The organism is Actinosynnema pretiosum (assembly GCF_024171695.1).
Lineage (GTDB): Bacteria > Actinomycetota > Actinomycetes > Mycobacteriales > Pseudonocardiaceae > Actinosynnema > Actinosynnema pretiosum.
Window position 1 is genome coordinate 43,423 of sequence record NZ_JAMTCF010000007.1, and the last position, 15,523, is coordinate 58,945.

Below are 15,523 nucleotides of genomic sequence, written 5' to 3' on the forward strand. Positions count from 1 at the left end.
CGTGACGACCGCTGTGACGACCGGCGCGCCGACCGAGGCTCCCGGACCCGCGCTGCACCAGCCGAGGCGGGCGCTGACCGCGGCGGCCGAGCTGCTGGGCGCGGTGCTGCTGCTGGTGGCGGCCTCCTGGACCTGGGACCGGGGCATCCGCCACTACAGCTACGACGCGGGCCCCGACCTCCCGCAGCTGGAGTCCACGCGGTACTTCGGCAACTGGATCGGCGGGGCGGTCGTGCTCGGCGTGCTCGCCGGGCTGCTCGTGCTGGACGCCGTGCGGCAGGCGGTGCTGGCCGTGCGCACCAAGGGCGAGGACGGCTTCGAGCACGACGTGGACGACTACTCCGACGACTACCCCGACGACCGGTTCGAGGACCACGACGGCCAAGAGCCGTTCCCCGCCGAGCGCTTCACCCCAACGGGCGCCCAGCACCCCACCGGCAACGGCCACTCACCCGCCACCGGCAACGGCCACTCGCCCACCACCGGCAACGGCCACTCACCCGCCACCGCTACCGCCGCTCCCGAGCGTGACGCTGGTCCCAGCGGAACCGCCCGCACCTAGCCGATCCAGGCGTTCCCGCTCGTAGGGGCCTCGCAGGAGCCTCGCGGGAGCGGGGCGCGGACCAGCGGGAAGACCAGTCAGACCCAGCCACAACGCGGCTCCGACGCGCAGCGGCCGGTGGTCTCGCGCCGCTGCGCGGCGCGGGGGCGCACCGCCCTCCCCCTCCACCCTCGTGTGAGACTGGTCCGGTGACAGCCCAACGATCCCAGGCCCTGTTCGACCGCGCGTCAACGGTGATCCCCGGCGGCGTCAACTCCCCGGTCAGGGCCTTCCACTCGGTCGGAGGCACGCCCCGGTTCATGGTGCGCGGCGAGGGCCCGCACCTGTGGGACGCCGACGGCAACCGGTACGTCGACCTGGTCTCGTCCTGGGGACCGATGATCCTCGGCCACGCCCACCCCGAGGTGGTCGAGGCGGTCCGCGCGGCGGCCGTGCACGGCCTGTCGTTCGGCACGCCCACCGAGGGCGAGATCGAGCTGGCCGAGGAGATCATCGGCCGCGTCCTGCCCGTCGAGCAGGTCCGGCTGGTCAACTCCGGCACCGAGGCGACCATGAGCGCCATCCGGTTGGCCAGGGGCTTCACCGGGCGGCGCAAGGTCGTCAAGTTCTCCGGCTGCTACCACGGGCACGTCGACGCGCTGCTCGCCCAGGCGGGCTCCGGCGTCGCGACCCTGGGGCTGCCGACCTCGCCGGGCGTCACCGGCGCGCAGGCCGCCGACACGCTCGTGCTGCCCTACAACGACGTCGCCGCGCTGGAGGCCGCGTTCGCCGAGAACGACGGCGAGATCGCGTGCGTCATCACCGAGGCCGCCGCGGGCAACATGGGCGCGGTCGCCCCGCGCGACGGCTTCAACGCCAAGCTGCGCGAGCTGTGCCACGCGAACGGCGCGCTGCTGGTCGTGGACGAGGTCATGACCGGTTTCCGGGTGTCCCGCTCCGGCTGGTTCGGGATCGACGCGGTGCCCGGCGACCTCTACACCTTCGGCAAGGTCATGTCCGGCGGCCTGCCCGCCGCCGCGTTCGGCGGTCGCGCCGACGTGATGGCCAAGCTCGCCCCCGCAGGCCCCGTCTACCAGGCGGGCACGCTCTCCGGGAACCCCGTCGCGGTCGCCGCCGGGCTGGCCACGCTGCGCGCCGCCACCGACGACGTCTACCGCGCGCTCGACGCCAACGCCAGCCGCCTCGGCGCGCTGTTCACCTCCGCGCTCACCGAGGCGGGCGTGCCGCACCGGGTGCAGTTCGCGGGCAACCTGGTCAGCGTCTTCTTCACCGAGGACGAGGTCGTCGACTACGCGGGCGCCCAGGCCGCGCAGACCTGGCGCTTCCCCCCGTTCTTCCACGCCCTGCTGGAGCGCGGCGTGTACGCCCCGCCGAGCGCCTTCGAGGCGTGGTTCGTCAACGCGGCCATGACCGACGCCGACTTCGACCAGATCGCCGAGGCGCTGCCGCACGCGGCCCGCGCCGCCAGGGAGGCCCAGCAGTGAGCCGGACCGTCGTCCACGTCATGCGGCACGGTGAGGTGCACAACCCCACCGGCATCCTGTACGGCCGCCTGCCGGGCTTCAAGCTGTCGGACAAGGGCGAGCGGCAGGCCCTCCTGGTCGCCGAGCACCTCGCGGACCACGACGTCACCCACGTCGTCGCGTCCCCGCTGGAGCGCGCGCAGCAGACCGCGACCCCCATCGCCGACTCGCACCGGCTCGACCTGGCCACCGACCCCGGCCTGATCGAGGCGGGCAACAAGTTCGAGGGCCTCAAGGTCGCGGTCGGCGACGGCGCGCTGCGGCAGCCGCAGCACTGGCCGAAGCTGGTCAACCCGTTCCTGCCGTCGTGGGGCGAGCCGTACCTGCACATCGCGCACCGGATGCTCGCGGGCGTGCAGCGGGCGCGGACGATCGCCGAGGGCCACGAGGCGGTGATCGTGTCCCACCAGCTCCCGATCTGGACCCTGCGCCGCTTCCTGGAGGGCAAGCGCATGTGGCACGACCCGCGCAGGCGGGAGTGCTCGCTCGCCTCGCTCACCAGCCTGGTGTTCCAGGGCGAGGAGCTGGTCCGGATCGTCTACAGCGAGCCCGCGGGCAGCACCGACCCCAGGGTGACCGGGGCGTGAGCAGGGTGGTGTGGCGGAGACTGGCGCCCGCGCTGCTCACGCTCGCGCTCGCCTCCGGCTGCGCGACCGGGAACGACGCGGTCGCGGTGGGCGGCGAGTTCCAGTTCGTCGCCCCCGACGGCCAGGTCCGCATCCGCTACGACGGCGACGACCGCAAGCCGATCAGCGGCCTCAGCGGCCCGTCCCTCATGGAGGACGGCAAGACCATCTCCCTGGACGACTACGAGGGCAAGGTCGTCGTGGTCAACGTCTGGGGCGCCTGGTGCCCGCCGTGCCGGACCGAGGCCCCCGAGATGCAGAAGGTCCAGGACGAGGCGGGCCCCAAGGGCGTCCAGGTCCTGGGCCTGGACGTCCGGGAAACCTCGATCAACGCCGGCCGCGACTTCAAGTCCAACCGCGGCCTCACCTACCCGTCGATCTACGACGACTCGGGCCGCACCCTGCTGGCCTTCAAGGGCTACCCCCCGAACGCCGTCCCGTCCACGATCGTCCTGGACAAGCAGCACCGGGTGGCCGCCGTGTTCCTGGAGAGCCTGATCGCCACCGACCTCCTGCCCCTGGTCGAGGAACTGGCCGCCGAGTAGCACTTCGCCACCCCGAAGCGGTCCGGCCAGACATGGGATGGTCGGACCGCTACCGGGGGTTGTGCGGTTGATGAGAGCCATCGGCGTGCACCGCTTCGGCGGCCCGGAAGAACTCCGCCTGCTCGACCTCCCCGAACCGCAAGCGGGCCCAGGCGAAGTCCGAATCCGCGTCCACGCGGCAGCCGTCAACCCCACGGACGTCCTCCTGCGCACAGGCGGCCACGCGGTCCGAATGCTGAACGCGAGCCCCCCGCACGTGCCCGGCATGGACGCGGCAGGCGTGGTCGACCAGGTGGGCCCAGGCGTCCACAGGCTGGCAGTGGGCCAGCCGGTCGTGGCCCTGGTCCTGTTCACCACCCCACAAGGCGGCGCGTACGCGGACCACGTGGTGGTCCCGGAGGCGTCAGTCGTCCCCGCCCCGGAGGGCGTGGACCTGATGGCGGCCTCCACCCTCCTGATGAACGCGATGACCGCGCGCATGGCCCTGGACGAACTGGCTCTGCCGAGAGGCGCGACCGTCGCGGTGACCGGCGCCGCAGGCGCGGTAGGCGGCTACGCGGTGGAACTGGCACACGCCGACGGCCTGCAAGTCATCGCAGACGCCGCAGAACAAGACGCAGCCCTGGTCCGCTCCTTCGGCGCGGACCACGTGGTGCAACGCGGCAAAGACGTGGCGAACCACATCAGGGCACTCCACCCCCAAGGCGTCCCAGGCCTGATCGACGCCTCCGCCCAAACCGCAGAACTGCTCCCCGCACTGGCCGACAACGGCACCCTGATCGAACTGCGAGGCTGGTCAGCCCCAGCCGAACGCGGCATCAAAGTCCACCCGGTAATGGTCCCGAACCGCATGACCGACACCAAAACCCTCACCGCCCTGAGCCAGGCCGCAAGCGAAGGCCACCTAACCCTCCGCGTAGCCAAGGTCCTCCCCGCAGAACAAGCCGCAGAAGCCCACCGCCTACTGGAAGCCGGCGCCCTACGAGGCCGCCTGGTCCTCGACTTCACCTGACCACCTCGCGGGCTGCGGGGCGAGCGCAGCGAGCCCAAGCAGCCCCACTCCCGCGTCCCTCGTCTCCGTTTGGCCTGGCGAAGCCCGAGCACGCTCGTCAAGATGCCGCCGCACTGCCACGGCAGACCAACAAAGTCATCCGGCGTCTTGACGAGTGTGCTTGCCTGAAAGGAGGCCAAACGGAGACGAGGGACCCCATCCACCGCAGGGGTAAATGGGACCACCAGCGGAAGTGTCACCGGCCGGCAGAGCCTGTGTCCCTCGTTTTTGGAGGCCTGCCCCGCCGGCGAGGCGAGCCCTTCAGCTCTTGCCCTTCACCTCTCGCCCCTCACCTCTTGCCCCTCAGCTCCCCGACCGCTCACTCCCAGGCCACCGGTCACCCAACTGCACCACCGCAGGCCCGGCCACCCGCTCAGCCCCCAACTCCGGAATCCGAGCCTTGAACGCCTCCGCCATCACGTCCAACCCGATCAGGTTGAACTCCCGCCCCAACGTCCGCATGATCGAGTTCTCAGTAGGCCGGTACAACCCGTACCGGTAATACCGAGCCCCCTCGTAAAACCCCACCACCCCACCGTCCGGGGACTCCTTCCCCAGGTACGAGGCCCACTTCCCCCCACTCGCATCCGCCGTCACGTTCAACTCCCACGGCTCCGCCCCCGCATACCTCTCATACGGGTACTCGTACTCATCAGCCAACCCGCCGATCGAGTGCCCCAGCTCGTGCACCGCGATCTGCCCGGCCGACTCGTTCCCCCCGGCCGCCGTCGCGACCCCACCCCCCGCGCCGCCGTACTTCGACGTGTTCCCCAGCGCGATCACCTGATCCGCCTGAGGCGCCAGCGCCGCGTACCTCCGCGCAGCCGCCTCGTCCACGCACAACAACCGCTCCGTCGCCAGATCCCGCCCCTGGCACCAGAACCCCATGTCCATCGCCGTGTCCCTCGCGGTCCCCAGCGAAGGATCGTTGTCCACCCCCGACTCCGGGGAGATCACGTCGACCCGCCACACGTTGAAGTACTGCTTGTACGTCTTGAACGGCTCGACCGCGGACAACTCCTCCCACTTCGACTCGGCGTCACGCCGATAAGCGGGCAGATCCCCTTCCGCGTACCCGTCACCCACGAACACCAGATCGAACCGATCCCCAGGCGCCCCGGTCTCCTGGATCGGCACGACCTCCGCCGCGACCTCCCCCGCTACCTCCCCCGCTCCGGATCTCTTCTCCGGGGCCTCCAAAGCCGGTGGAACCGGGACCTGGGTGATCGTCCCATCGGGCGAAAACGCCTCCACCCACTCCACATCCGGCGCAGCCGTGGCCGTGGCCACAGGCGCGGACAGGAGCGAGGCAGCGGCGACCAGCACGGGCAAGGTGAGCCGGTGTGCACGCATGTGATCAAGCTATGGACGCCACCGATCACCCACAAGGGGAGCACCACCCCTGAGTGTGACCTGGGTCGCGGCTAGGGGTGTCCGGTGCGAGCCCGTCACGTGCGGTTACCTACCCTGAAACCCGTGAACCCGACGGAGCTGGTGACCTCCGGGCCGTTGCTTCTGGCCACCGGTGTCGCCCTCCTCGCGGGGGCGATCTCCTTCGCGTCGCCGTGCGTGGTCCCGCTCGTCCCCGGCTACCTCGCGTACCTCGCGGGCCTGGTCGGCGCCGACGCGCCCGCCGTCGCCGCCGACGAGGACCGCAAGGCCGGCCGCTGGCGGGTCGCGGGCGCGTCCCTCCTCTTCGTCCTCGGGTTCACCGTCGTCTTCGCGCTCACCTCGTTCGTCGTGCTCGGCGCCACCGAGGTGCTGTGGCTCAACGAGGACCTGCTCCAGCGGGTCGGCGGCGTGATCACCATCGCCATGGGCCTGGTGTTCACCGGCCTGATCCCGGTGCTCCAGCGCGACGTCCGGGTGCACCGCGTGCCGCGCGGCGGGCTGCTCGGCGCCCCGCTGCTCGGCGGCGTGTTCGCGCTCGGCTGGACCCCGTGCCTCGGCCCGACCCTGGCGGGCGTGCTCGCGCTGGCCAGGGGCACCGAGATCGGGTCGGCCACCGGTCGCGGCGCCCTGCTCGTGCTCGCCTACTGCCTCGGCCTCGGACTGCCGTTCGTGCTGATCGCGCTGGGCACCCGCTGGGCGGTCCGGATGACCGGCTGGCTGCGCACCCACGGCCGTGCGGTGCAGATCTTCGGCGGCGTCCTCCTCATCCTGGTGGGCGTCGCGCTGGTGACCGGGTTGTGGGGGGACTTCGTGGGCTGGTTGCGGATCGCCGTCGTCAACGACTTCGAGCTGCCGCTCTAGTGCGCGCCGTGATCGCCTTCCTGCGCAACACCTGGCGCGGCCTCACGTCGATGCGCACGGCGCTGACCCTGCTGTTCCTGCTCGCGCTCGGGGCCATGCCCGGCGCGATGCTGCCGCAGCGCCCGCTCAACTCGCAGAAGACCGCCGACTACATCGCCCAGAACGGCTGGTGGGCCGAGTACCTGGACGACCTGGGCTTCTTCGACGTCTACGCCAGCACCTGGTTCGCCGCGATCTACGTGCTGCTGTTCGCCTCGCTCGTCGGCTGCCTGCTCCCGCGCACCTGGGAGTACTACAAGCAGATGCGGGCCAAGCCCGTGCTCACCCCGCGCAACCTGGCCAGGCTCCCGCACCACGCCGAGGGCGAGGTCGACGGCACCGTCGAGGAGACCATCACCGCCGCCCGCAAGCGGTTGCGCGGCTGGCGGCTGGTCGAGCGCGAGGAGGCGGACGGCGCGCGCAGCGTCAGCGCCGAGCGCGGCTTCCTGCGCGAGACCGGCAACCTGGTCTTCCACTTCTCCCTGCTGGGCCTGCTCATCGCCTTCGCCGTCGGCAAGCTCGTCGGCTACGAGGGCCAGGTCATCGTGCAGACGCAGGGCGGCCAGTTCTGCAACTCCGGCGTCTACAACTACGACACGTTCCGCCCCGGCCTGCAGGTCGACGGCACCGACCTGTCCCAGTTCTGCGTCAAGATCGACGACTTCTCCGCGTCCTACCTGGAGAACGGGCAGGCCGAGCAGTTCAGCGCGAACGTCCAGTACCAGTCCGGCGAGGACCTGGTCACCGGCACGTGGCGCGACTACCTGCTCCAGGTGAACCACCCGCTGCGCACGGCGGGCGACCGCGTCTACCTGCTCGGCCACGGCTACACGCCGCTGTTCACCGTCACCTTCCCCAACGGGGAGGTCCGCGAGGGCGCGATCCAGTGGCGGCCGGTCGACCAGGTGACCTTCGCGTCCGAGGGCGCCACCAAGTTCGACCCGCCCGGCGTGACCGACGCCGAGCAGCGCCGCAAGAGCCAGCTCGCCATCACCGGCCTGCTCGCGCCGACCGCGTTCTACCACGGCGAGATCCTCACCTCCTCCTTCCCCGAGCCCCGCGACCCGGCGGTCGCGATCGACGTCTACCGGGGCGACCTGGGCACCGACACCGGGCGCGGCCAGTCGATCTTCTCCATCTCGCAGGAGCAGGTGGAGAGCGGCAAGCTCGCCAAGGTCGCCAGGCAGAACCTGGGCGTCGGCGAGGAGCTGACCCTGGACGACGGCACGCGGATCAGGTTCGACGGGGTGCGCGACTGGGTGTCCATCCAGATCTCGCACGACCCGTCCCAGGTCTACGTGCTGGTGTTCTCGATCCTGATCATCCTGGGCCTGATGGTCTCGCTCAGCGTCAAGCGCAGGCGGATCTGGGTCAGGGCGACCCCCGGCCAGGACGGGCGTACGGTAATCGAGGTCGGCGGCCTGGCGCGCACCGACCAAGCGGGCTACGGCGACGAGTTCACCGACCTGTCCCGCGACCTGCTGGGACCCGGCCCGTCGGAACGAAGGAAGAGCTGATGCAGGCGACCGCGATGGCGGACTACAGCGATTGGACCTACGTCGCCGCGGTGGCGGTCTACGTCCTGGCCGCTGTCCTCTACCTGTGCGAGCAGGCGTTCGCCCGCACCAAGCCCCAGGAGGAGCGGGCGCTGGTCGGCGCGACCGCAGGCGTCGGCGACGACGGCGCGTGGACCCCCGGCCGCGTCGTGGAGGAGCCCAAGCTCCCGCGCGCCGAGCGCCTCGGCCGCATGGGCGCCGCGCTGACCGTGCTGGGCGCGCTGCTGCACCTGACCTCGCTGGTCACCCGAGGCCTGGCCACCGGCCGCGCGCCGTGGGGCAACATGTACGAGTACGGCGCGATGCTCACGCTGGCCGCCGTCGTCACCTGGCTCGTGCTGATGCGCACCTTCCCGGTCCGCAAGCTCGGCGGGATCATCCTGACCCCCGTCGTGATCATCATGTTCCTCGGCGGCACCGTCCTCTACACCGACGCCGCGCCGGTCGTGCCCGCCCTCCAGTCGTACTGGCTGGTCATCCACGTCTCGGTCATCTCGGTCTCCAGCGGCGTGTTCTTCGTGCCCGGCGTCGCGAGCCTGCTCTACCTGATCAAGGCCGGTAACCCGGAGCGGTTCGCGAAGCTGCCCGACAGCGACGTGCTCGACCGGATCGCCTACCGCAGCACCGTGTTCGCGTTCCCGCTGTTCACCATCGGCATCATCACCGGCGCGATCTGGGCCGAGGCCGCGTGGGGCCGGTTCTGGGGCTGGGACCCGAAGGAGACGGTGGCGTTCGTCTCCTGGGTGGTCTACGCGGCCTACCTGCACGCCCGCGCCACGGCAGGATGGCGGGGCAAGCCCGCCGCGTGGATCAACATGCTCGGGTTCGCGATGACCATCTTCAACCTCTTCTTCGTCAACCTCGTGACCACCGGGTTGCACTCGTACGCAGGCGTCAACTGAGAGCCGCGCCGGGGCGTTAGCCGATCGAGAGCCGATCGTTCGCTCCCGCTGTCGTGGAACCGGTTGCCCCCTACTACCGTCGCACCCGTGGGGTCGGGGAGGTCTCGATCCGCATCCTCAGGGAGGACCCCAGCGGTGACCGGTCACTACGAGAACCCTGATTCTCCGAGGCGGCAGCCCGGTTCGGAGGGCAATCCGAACCACTCCGGCAGCTACCCGGTGGAGCAGGGCCAGGGCTACGCGGACTCGATGTACGCGGACCCGACGACCGCCTACATCGAGCGCACGCCGTCGGGGGGCGTGCCGGTCAGCGGCGGGGCGTCCGGGGCGTACCCGGTGCCCGGCTCGCAGTCGGGGGCCTACCAGGTGCCGGACTGGCAGTCCGGCGCGTACCAGGTGCCGGATTCCCAGTCGGGGGCGTACCCGGCGCCCGGTTCGCAGTCCGGCGCTTACCAGGTGCCCGGTTCGCAGTCCGGCGCTTACCAGGTGCCCGGTTCGCAGTCCGGCGCCTACCCACCGCCCGGTTCCCAGTCCGGCGCCTACCAGGTGCCCGGTTCCCAGTCCGGCGCCTACCAGGTGCCCGGTTCCCAGTCCGGCGGCTACCCGGTGCCCGGCTCGCAGTCCGGCGGGTACCAGGTCGGCGGCCAGCCCACCGGCTACCCGGCGCCCAGCAACTTCCCGCAGGGCGGGTACGGCGGCTACGGCCAGCAGCAGGCCCCGCAGCAGCGCGGCGACGGCAGCAAGGCCAACGAGGTGTCGTCGCAGCAGTTGATAAAGCGTGCGAAGCGGCCCCCGCAGTCCGGGTGGCGCAAGACGCTGCACTCGATCTCCGGCGGTCTGATCAACCTCGGCGAGAGCCCGGCCGACGTGCGCAGGCGCGAGCTGATCGGGCGGATCAACCAGCCGCTGCGCGGGTGCTACAAGATCGCCATGCTGAGCCTGAAGGGCGGCGTCGGCAAGACCACGACGACCACCACGCTCGGCTCCACGTTCTCCTCGCTGCGCGGCGACCGGGTCATCGCCGTCGACGCCAACCCGGACCGGGGCACGCTGGCGCTGAAGGTCCCCAGGGAGACCACCGCGACCGTGCGGCACCTGCTGCGCGACGTCGCCCGGATCACCAAGTACAGCGACGTGCGCGCGTACACCTCGCAGTCGCCGAGCCGGTTGGAGGTGCTGGCCTCCGAGCAGGACCCGGCGGCCTCCGAGGCGTTCAGCGACCAGGACTACCTGCGGACCGTCGCGCTGCTGGAGCACTTCTACAACATCGTGCTCACCGACTGCGGCACCGGTCTGATGCACTCGGCCATGAAGGGCGTGCTCGACCAGGCCGACTCGCTGGTGCTGGTGTCGTCCGGTTCGGTGGACGGCGCGCAGACGTCGGCGGCGACCCTGGACTGGCTGGAGGCGCACGGGTACCGCGACCTCGTCGCCAAGTCCGTCGCGGTGATCAACTCGGTGCGTCCGGGGTCGGGCAAGGTCGACCTGGACAAGCTGGCGGCGCACTTCGCGCAGCGGTGCCGCGCGGTCGTCCGCATCCCGTTCGACGCGCACCTGGAGGAGGGGGCCGAGATCGAGCTGGACAAGCTCAGCCCGGACACCAGGCTGGCGCTGCTGGAGCTGGCCGCCGTCGTGGCGGACGACTTCCCCAGCAAGTGACCTGAGTTCTGCTCGGGCCCGCAGGGCCCTCTGGGGAGAACGTGACAAGCCGCCGTCCCGCACCGCGGGCGGCGGCTTTCGCGCGTTCGGGGGGCGTCAACGCCTGCTGAACGTTGGTTGGTTGGCACACGAGAACGCACAGCGGACAGGGGCGCACAGCCGTCAGGAAGGCGCAGACTCGCGCCACGCCACGCACCGGGGTCGGGACGCACCGGGACGGGGACGCGCCAGGTTGACGGCGGGTTGCCGCCGCGTGCCCGCTGGACGCGCGAGGGGCCTCACCGGGAGGCCCCGCCGCGTCACTCCTCGTCCTGCGGCTTCTGCTTGCTCTGCTGCTCGCCGAGCTTGCGCAGGAATTCAGGGTCGTCGTCGGGCGCCACGAACCGCCTGGTCGAGGCGCTCTCGGGCCGTGCGGACCCGAACGCGCGCCAGAGCAGCACCGCGATGGTGAGGGCGCCGATCAGCGCGAGCACGTACAGCATGGGCACCTCCTTGAGCACGAGGTTACCCGTGTCGGGAGGGTGAACGACTCCGGTCGGGCGCACCGGGTTCCCCCGGTTCCCCCGACCCGGCGGCCCGCCGTCGGCGCCGGGTGCGCCGGAGCGCGCCGTCAGTGCCGGGTAGGCACCGGGGCAGTGCCGGGTCAGTGCCGGACGGGCTCGGTGGCCTCGGTGGTGAGCTGGTGGAGCAGGGTCTGCACCTCGGACTCGCGGAACCGGCGGTGCCCGCCCGGCGTGCGGATGGAGCCGATGCGGCCCGCGGTGGCCCAGCGGGTCACGGTCTTCGGGTCGACCCGGAAGAGGTTGGCGACCTCACCGGGAGTCAGCAGGCGTTCCCCTGGATGTGCTTGCATCGTGGTCACGGTGGCCTCCCCTGGCGATCAGACGTACCGGACGCATCGTGGCATCCCACCCGTCGGGTACTCGAACGCTTGGGTGATGGTAAAGAGGTAGCAAAGGGACGAACCGCAGGAATTCGGACACCGGTTGCCGGTGGGCCTAGGCTTGCCGGGTGGACGCAGTGGATCGCCAGATCATCGCCGCCCTGCGGGAGAACGGCCGGGCCACCTACGCCGACCTGGGACGCAAGGTGGGGTTGTCGGCCTCGGCCGTGCACGAGCGGGTGGGCAAGCTGGAGGCGACCGGGGTGATCGTCGGCTACCACGCCGTCGTGGACCCGAGCTCGGTCGGGCTGGGCGTCACGGCGCTGATCAGCATCCACCCGACGGACACCGCCGACGACAACGAGGTGGCGCTGTCGCTGGCCGAGCTGATCGAGGTCGAGTCGTGCTACCGGGTCGCCGGGGACGAGTCGTTCATCGTCAAGGTGCGGGTGCCCACGGTGGACGAGCTGGAGCGCTCGCTGGGCGCCCTGCGCAAGATCCCCGGCGTCGCGCGGACCAGGACGACGGTCGTGCTGTCGACCAGGTTCGAGGGCAGGCCCAACACGACCACGGTGGGGTTGGACGCGTAGGGTGATGGTCGTGCATCTGGGTCGTGACGTGGCGCTTTACGTGGCAGCGCGGTTCGCGATGGTCGCGCTCGTGGCGTTGGCGCTGGTCATGGTGAACGTGCCCCTGCTGGTCGCGCTGCTGGTGTCGCTGGTCGTCGCGCTGCCGCTGTCGCTCTTCGTGTTCAAGGGCCTCAGGCAGCGGGTGGCGATCGGGCTGAACGAGCGCGACCAGGTGCGCAAGGCCGAGCGCGAGCGCCTGCGCGCGCAGCTGCGCGGCGAGCCCGACGTGACCGCCGACGCGCCTTCGGAGTCCGGTTCGGCCACGACCACGAGCGGCGACACGGGCTCGAACTGACCCCTCGGCTTGGGGTTTGCCCCACCTAGGGTCAAGGATTCCTTACCAAAGCGCTCAGGAACCGCCTTCGCTCGTCCGTGTGACGGGCTTTCGGGGGGTGACGGCCGGGGTAAAGGTGACCCAACTCACTCCGCAGGACGCGGTCCGTCATTCCTGACGGGTGCGCGCCGAGGGCGACCACCGGGGTTGCGACCCGGCTCCGCGTGGTGTGCCATCGGAGACCGTGCCGAGCCTTTCCGAGGTCGCCCTACTCGTGGACCGGGCGCTGGACGACGCCCGGCGGGCGGTGGTGGCCCTGTCGCTGGTCGAGGAGAGCGCTGGTCAGGCGGTCGGTCTTCTGGTCGCCGCCGGTGCGGGGGCCGAGGCGCTGGAAGCCGACTTCGCCGAGGTTGCGGGTCTGTGGCGCTCGGTCGTCTCGGGGGCGGTGCGGCTGCGCGAGTTGCTGGCAGTCGGCATCGAGCACGGGGAACGGGTGCTGGTCGCGCTCACTGGTGTTCCGGCTGCGAGCGTGCCGGTGGAGACCGAGTGGGAGAGGCGGGAGCTGCCCGCCTACGTCACCAGCGGGTACGCGCGCTACCGCTCGGGTGGCGGGACCGAGCTGGTGCAGAGCGGCCGGGAGCCGGATGGGGAGCACGAGCGCATCGCGGAGCACTTGATCGCCGCCGGGGTGGTGCGCCGGGGTGTGCCGACGGTCGCCATGCACGTCGAGATCAAAGTGGCGTGGCGGTTGCGGGAGCGCGGGGGCGAACGGGCCGAGGTCGTGATCAACAACCTGGTCTGCGACGGTCCGCTGTCCTGCAGGCGGTTGGCGGCTGTCATCCTGAAGGCCGGTCAGGAGTTGGTCGTGCACGACCCGGAGGGCAGGCACGTGTTCCGGGGGAGGAGTTCGCGGTGACCTCGCTGAACGTTTGGTACTACCGCTCGGACGACCCCGAGGGGCGCGGGCGGCCCGAGGTGGTGCGGTCGGTGGAGGAGTTGGACGCGGTCCTCGACCACGTCCTCGCGCACCCGCAGCCGCACCCGTCGGTGCTGGTGGTCCGCGAGCGGCCCGAGGTCGGGGACGGGTTCCCCGACCACCAGGTGAAGATCGACGCCAGCGCGGTGGCGGCGGTCGGGGCCGTGCTGTGCCAGGGGCCCGCCGACTTCGCCCCCGACCGGGTGGACGGGGATGCCGACGGCGGCACCTGGGTCACCTGGAACGCCGCGGCGGGCGCCGCGACCACCGACCTGTTCATCGACAAGGCGACCGGAACCCTGTTCCCGAGCAGCGCCCACCTGCCGCTGCCGGTGTGGCGGGAGGCGCTCAGGCGGCTCCTCCGCACCGGCCGCCGCCCGGACAACGTGGACTGGCAGGACTCCGAGGTCTACTAGCGCTTCAGGCGAGCGGTGAACGCCGACCAGGACGCCGCGCTCACCCGCAGCACGCCCCCGGCGGGGTTCTTGGAGTCCCGCACCGAGACCCGGTCGACCACCGCGCGGCACTCCACGCACTGGTCGCCACCGGCATTGCTGTAGCTGCTCTTGAACCACCCCGTGTCGCGTGCGGACATGGCTCAGGCGCGCTTCAGGCGAGCGGTGAACGCCGTCCAAGCCGTCGCACTCACTCGCAACACCCCGCCTGCAGGGTTCTTCGAGTCCCGCACCGAGGCGTTCTCGTCCGCCAAGCGGCACTCCACGCACTGGTCGTTCGCAGCCCCGCTGTAGCTACTCTTGAACCAGTCACCCGACATCGCTAGGCCTCCATCAGCTTCTTGTGGATCAGCTCGACGCTCTCCGCATGATCACACGCCAACCCTTGGAGCTTCCGGAAGGCGCGGATGAGAAGGTCGGTGTCTGCTTTGTTGTCGAAATATGTCGATGGACCGTAGGCGGCTGTTGCGAAGGCCACCTTGGGGGCACTTCCGTCGAAGTCCAGCACCGCGATTCCACCTGTGGCCACCGGGTTCCTCAGGTCGCCCACACGAAGCAGTTGCACCGTGATGTTCCGATACCGCTTGAACAGGTGCAGTAGGTGCTCCGACTGCTCGCGCATGACTTCCTCACCGCCCTCGTAGCCGTTGAGCGCGTCCTCGGTGAAGACGAATTCCAGCTTCTTCGGGCGCTCGGCTTCCAACGTCGTTATCTGCCGGTTCCGGCGGAACAGGTATCGGCTCTCGATCTCCGCCTCGGACGGTTCCCAGAACACGCCCTCGCCACCGCGCATCACCGCCCGGATGTACCCCGGCGCCTGCAACAACCCCGGTACCACCGCAGGTTCGTAGCAGTGGATCGCCGACGCGTCCGCCTCCATGTCGGCCAACCGCTGGAACGACCCCGGCAGCGTGTCCGTGTACGGCTGCTGGTCGTTCGCGCTCCGCCGCAACCGCTTGCGCGCCCGCGCGCCCAGCTCCAGCACCGTCTTCCGGTCGTCCCCGTGCACGTCCAGGTGGTCCAGCGCGGCGGTGAGCTGGTCGGCGTTGAGGGTTCCCGTGCCGTCCTCCACCTTGCTGACCCGCGAGTCGCTCTGCCCGATCACCCGCCCCAGCTCGGCCTGCGACACGCCCTTGGCCACGCGGAAGCGCTTCAGCGACAGCCCCAGCTGCCTGCGCTCCACGGTCTGCCGAGCGTGCATCGTCGTCCCCTCCGTGACCCGCCACCCGTTCGAGGGACTGCGCTAAGGGGAAGTTTCCTCTTAGGCTCCACAAGCGCCACATATTCGGAATTTCGGCGCTCTCCGTAGCCGGATGTCCACGCAAAGTGAAGTGTAGGGGATCAACCATGCCAGCCAACGGCACCGTCCTCGTCGCCGCCTCCGTCGTCGTCGACGACCACTGCCCGATCGCTTGCGAGGTGGTGGGCGACCAGGCCCAGTTCACCCTCGGGCACGACGACGGGCGCGAGCTCTTCCTCGCCGTCTCCGAGCACGGGCTCGAAGCGCTGGTCGACGTCGCCACGGCCGCGCTCGCCCAGATCCGCGCCGCCGGGTGACGCGGGACGGCCCGGAGGCCGTCCCGCGTCAGG

Annotated in this window: 20 protein-coding genes; 14 read left to right on the forward strand and 6 right to left on the reverse strand. The window is 70.8% G+C overall.

Annotated elements, in window-relative coordinates:
- Position 1 precedes the first annotated feature (1 nt).
- From LV78_RS15595 to LV78_RS15615, 5 genes are all read left to right on the forward strand, one after another.
- Positions 2–562, forward strand: a complete 561-nt coding sequence (locus LV78_RS15595) for a hypothetical protein (protein ID WP_253846003.1) — start codon at positions 2–4, stop codon at positions 560–562.
- Positions 563–750: 188 nt separating this feature from the next.
- Positions 751–2,046 (forward strand): glutamate-1-semialdehyde 2,1-aminomutase, encoded by a 1,296-nt coding sequence (gene hemL, locus LV78_RS15600; RefSeq protein ID WP_253846004.1) that lies wholly within the window; start codon positions 751–753, stop codon positions 2,044–2,046.
- 20 nt (positions 2,047–2,066) lie between these two features.
- The gene (locus LV78_RS15605; protein ID WP_253846271.1) at positions 2,067–2,672 is read left to right on the forward strand and encodes a histidine phosphatase family protein; all 606 of its coding nucleotides are present in this window, start codon (positions 2,067–2,069) and stop codon (positions 2,670–2,672) included.
- An 8-nt stretch (positions 2,673–2,680) separates the two neighbouring features.
- Complete coding sequence (locus tag LV78_RS15610; RefSeq protein ID WP_372494938.1) at positions 2,681–3,256, forward strand: TlpA disulfide reductase family protein; 576 nt, start codon at positions 2,681–2,683, stop codon at positions 3,254–3,256.
- Positions 3,257–3,326: 70 nt separating this feature from the next.
- Positions 3,327–4,268, forward strand: coding sequence for an NADP-dependent oxidoreductase (locus LV78_RS15615; protein WP_253846006.1), 942 nt, complete (start codon positions 3,327–3,329; stop codon positions 4,266–4,268).
- 342 nt (positions 4,269–4,610) lie between these two features.
- On the opposite strand, the gene LV78_RS15620 is transcribed toward LV78_RS15615, so the two are convergent.
- Positions 4,611–5,660: a M64 family metallopeptidase gene (locus tag LV78_RS15620; protein WP_253846007.1), complete on the reverse strand. Its 1,050-nt coding sequence runs from the start codon at positions 5,658–5,660 to the stop codon at positions 4,611–4,613.
- Between the two features lie 123 nt (positions 5,661–5,783).
- Between LV78_RS15620 and LV78_RS15625 the strand changes: the two genes are divergently transcribed.
- The 4 genes from LV78_RS15625 to LV78_RS15640 all read left to right on the forward strand — a co-directional run bounded on the left by LV78_RS15625 (position 5,784) and on the right by LV78_RS15640 (position 10,716).
- Complete coding sequence (locus LV78_RS15625; RefSeq protein ID WP_253846008.1) at positions 5,784–6,560, forward strand: cytochrome c biogenesis CcdA family protein; 777 nt, start codon at positions 5,784–5,786, stop codon at positions 6,558–6,560.
- A 50-nt stretch (positions 6,561–6,610) separates the two neighbouring features.
- The gene (gene resB, locus LV78_RS15630; RefSeq protein WP_253846272.1) at positions 6,611–8,116 is read left to right on the forward strand and encodes a cytochrome c biogenesis protein ResB; all 1,506 of its coding nucleotides are present in this window, start codon (positions 6,611–6,613) and stop codon (positions 8,114–8,116) included.
- The gene (gene ccsB, locus LV78_RS15635; RefSeq protein ID WP_253846009.1) at positions 8,116–9,057 is read left to right on the forward strand and encodes a c-type cytochrome biogenesis protein CcsB; all 942 of its coding nucleotides are present in this window, start codon (positions 8,116–8,118) and stop codon (positions 9,055–9,057) included. Before resB ends, ccsB begins: the two co-directional genes overlap by 1 nt.
- A 135-nt stretch (positions 9,058–9,192) precedes the next feature.
- Positions 9,193–10,716 carry an AAA family ATPase gene (locus LV78_RS15640; RefSeq protein WP_253846010.1) on the forward strand — a complete coding sequence of 508 codons (1,524 nt, stop codon included), beginning with the start codon at positions 9,193–9,195 and terminating at the stop codon, positions 10,714–10,716.
- A gap of 299 nt (positions 10,717–11,015) precedes the next feature.
- On the opposite strand, the gene LV78_RS15645 is transcribed toward LV78_RS15640, so the two are convergent.
- On the reverse strand, positions 11,016–11,198 hold the full coding sequence (locus LV78_RS15645; RefSeq protein ID WP_253846011.1) for a hypothetical protein: 183 nt from the start codon (positions 11,196–11,198) through the stop codon (positions 11,016–11,018).
- Between the two features lie 161 nt (positions 11,199–11,359).
- Positions 11,360–11,569, reverse strand: coding sequence for a BldC family transcriptional regulator (locus tag LV78_RS15650; RefSeq protein ID WP_041838603.1), 210 nt, complete (start codon positions 11,567–11,569; stop codon positions 11,360–11,362).
- 158 nt (positions 11,570–11,727) lie between these two features.
- Here LV78_RS15650 and LV78_RS15655 point away from each other — a divergent pair, with 158 nt between their 5' ends.
- The 4 genes from LV78_RS15655 (at position 11,728) to LV78_RS15670 (ending at position 13,894) form a co-directional block, all read left to right on the forward strand.
- Entirely contained in the window at positions 11,728–12,189 is a 462-nt protein-coding gene (locus tag LV78_RS15655) for an Lrp/AsnC family transcriptional regulator (RefSeq protein ID WP_253846012.1), read from the forward strand.
- 4 nt (positions 12,190–12,193) lie between these two features.
- Positions 12,194–12,523, forward strand: coding sequence for a DUF4229 domain-containing protein (locus tag LV78_RS15660; RefSeq protein ID WP_253846273.1), 330 nt, complete (start codon positions 12,194–12,196; stop codon positions 12,521–12,523).
- Between the two features lie 223 nt (positions 12,524–12,746).
- Positions 12,747–13,418 carry a DddA-like double-stranded DNA deaminase toxin gene (locus LV78_RS15665; protein WP_253846013.1) on the forward strand — a complete coding sequence of 224 codons (672 nt, stop codon included), beginning with the start codon at positions 12,747–12,749 and terminating at the stop codon, positions 13,416–13,418.
- A complete protein-coding gene (locus LV78_RS15670; protein ID WP_253846014.1) occupies positions 13,415–13,894 on the forward strand; it encodes an Imm1 family immunity protein in 480 nt (159 codons plus the stop codon). The genes LV78_RS15665 and LV78_RS15670 overlap by 4 nt, the downstream gene beginning before the upstream one ends.
- Here the strand turns inward: LV78_RS15670 and LV78_RS15675 are convergent.
- From LV78_RS15675 to LV78_RS15685, 3 genes are read right to left on the reverse strand one after another with little or no spacing between them, the layout of a single operon-like run.
- Complete coding sequence (locus tag LV78_RS15675; protein ID WP_253846015.1) at positions 13,891–14,073, reverse strand: DUF397 domain-containing protein; 183 nt, start codon at positions 14,071–14,073, stop codon at positions 13,891–13,893. The genes LV78_RS15670 and LV78_RS15675 overlap by 4 nt on opposite strands.
- 3 nt (positions 14,074–14,076) lie before the next feature.
- A complete protein-coding gene (locus LV78_RS15680) occupies positions 14,077–14,253 on the reverse strand; it encodes a DUF397 domain-containing protein (RefSeq protein ID WP_253846016.1) in 177 nt (58 codons plus the stop codon).
- Positions 14,254–14,255: 2 nt separating this feature from the next.
- Positions 14,256–15,134: a helix-turn-helix domain-containing protein gene (locus tag LV78_RS15685; protein ID WP_253846017.1), complete on the reverse strand. Its 879-nt coding sequence runs from the start codon at positions 15,132–15,134 to the stop codon at positions 14,256–14,258.
- Between the two features lie 146 nt (positions 15,135–15,280).
- Between LV78_RS15685 and LV78_RS15690 the strand changes: the two genes are divergently transcribed.
- Positions 15,281–15,490: a hypothetical protein gene (locus tag LV78_RS15690; protein WP_253846018.1), complete on the forward strand. Its 210-nt coding sequence runs from the start codon at positions 15,281–15,283 to the stop codon at positions 15,488–15,490.
- Positions 15,491–15,523 lie beyond the last annotated feature (33 nt).

What these genes read in the sequence shown, in the direction of transcription:
- LV78_RS15605 (WP_253846271.1), top strand. Translation starts at nt 2,067, where the DNA reads ATGCGGCACGGTGAGGTGCACAACCCCACCGGCATCCTGTACGGCCGC.
- LV78_RS15615 (WP_253846006.1), top strand. Translation starts at nt 3,327, where the DNA reads ATGAGAGCCATCGGCGTGCACCGCTTCGGCGGCCCGGAAGAACTCCGC.
- LV78_RS15620 (WP_253846007.1), bottom strand. Translation starts at nt 5,660, where the DNA reads ATGCGTGCACACCGGCTCACCTTGCCCGTGCTGGTCGCCGCTGCCTCG.
- resB (WP_253846272.1), top strand. Translation starts at nt 6,611, where the DNA reads ATGCGCACGGCGCTGACCCTGCTGTTCCTGCTCGCGCTCGGGGCCATG.
- ccsB (WP_253846009.1), top strand. Translation starts at nt 8,116, where the DNA reads ATGCAGGCGACCGCGATGGCGGACTACAGCGATTGGACCTACGTCGCC.
- LV78_RS15645 (WP_253846011.1), bottom strand. Translation starts at nt 11,198, where the DNA reads ATGCTGTACGTGCTCGCGCTGATCGGCGCCCTCACCATCGCGGTGCTG.
- LV78_RS15650 (WP_041838603.1), bottom strand. Translation starts at nt 11,569, where the DNA reads ATGCAAGCACATCCAGGGGAACGCCTGCTGACTCCCGGTGAGGTCGCC.
- LV78_RS15660 (WP_253846273.1), top strand. Translation starts at nt 12,194, where the DNA reads ATGGTCGTGCATCTGGGTCGTGACGTGGCGCTTTACGTGGCAGCGCGG.
- LV78_RS15675 (WP_253846015.1), bottom strand. Translation starts at nt 14,073, where the DNA reads ATGTCCGCACGCGACACGGGGTGGTTCAAGAGCAGCTACAGCAATGCC.
- LV78_RS15680 (WP_253846016.1), bottom strand. Translation starts at nt 14,253, where the DNA reads ATGTCGGGTGACTGGTTCAAGAGTAGCTACAGCGGGGCTGCGAACGAC.
- LV78_RS15685 (WP_253846017.1), bottom strand. Translation starts at nt 15,134, where the DNA reads ATGCACGCTCGGCAGACCGTGGAGCGCAGGCAGCTGGGGCTGTCGCTG.
- LV78_RS15690 (WP_253846018.1), top strand. Translation starts at nt 15,281, where the DNA reads ATGCCAGCCAACGGCACCGTCCTCGTCGCCGCCTCCGTCGTCGTCGAC.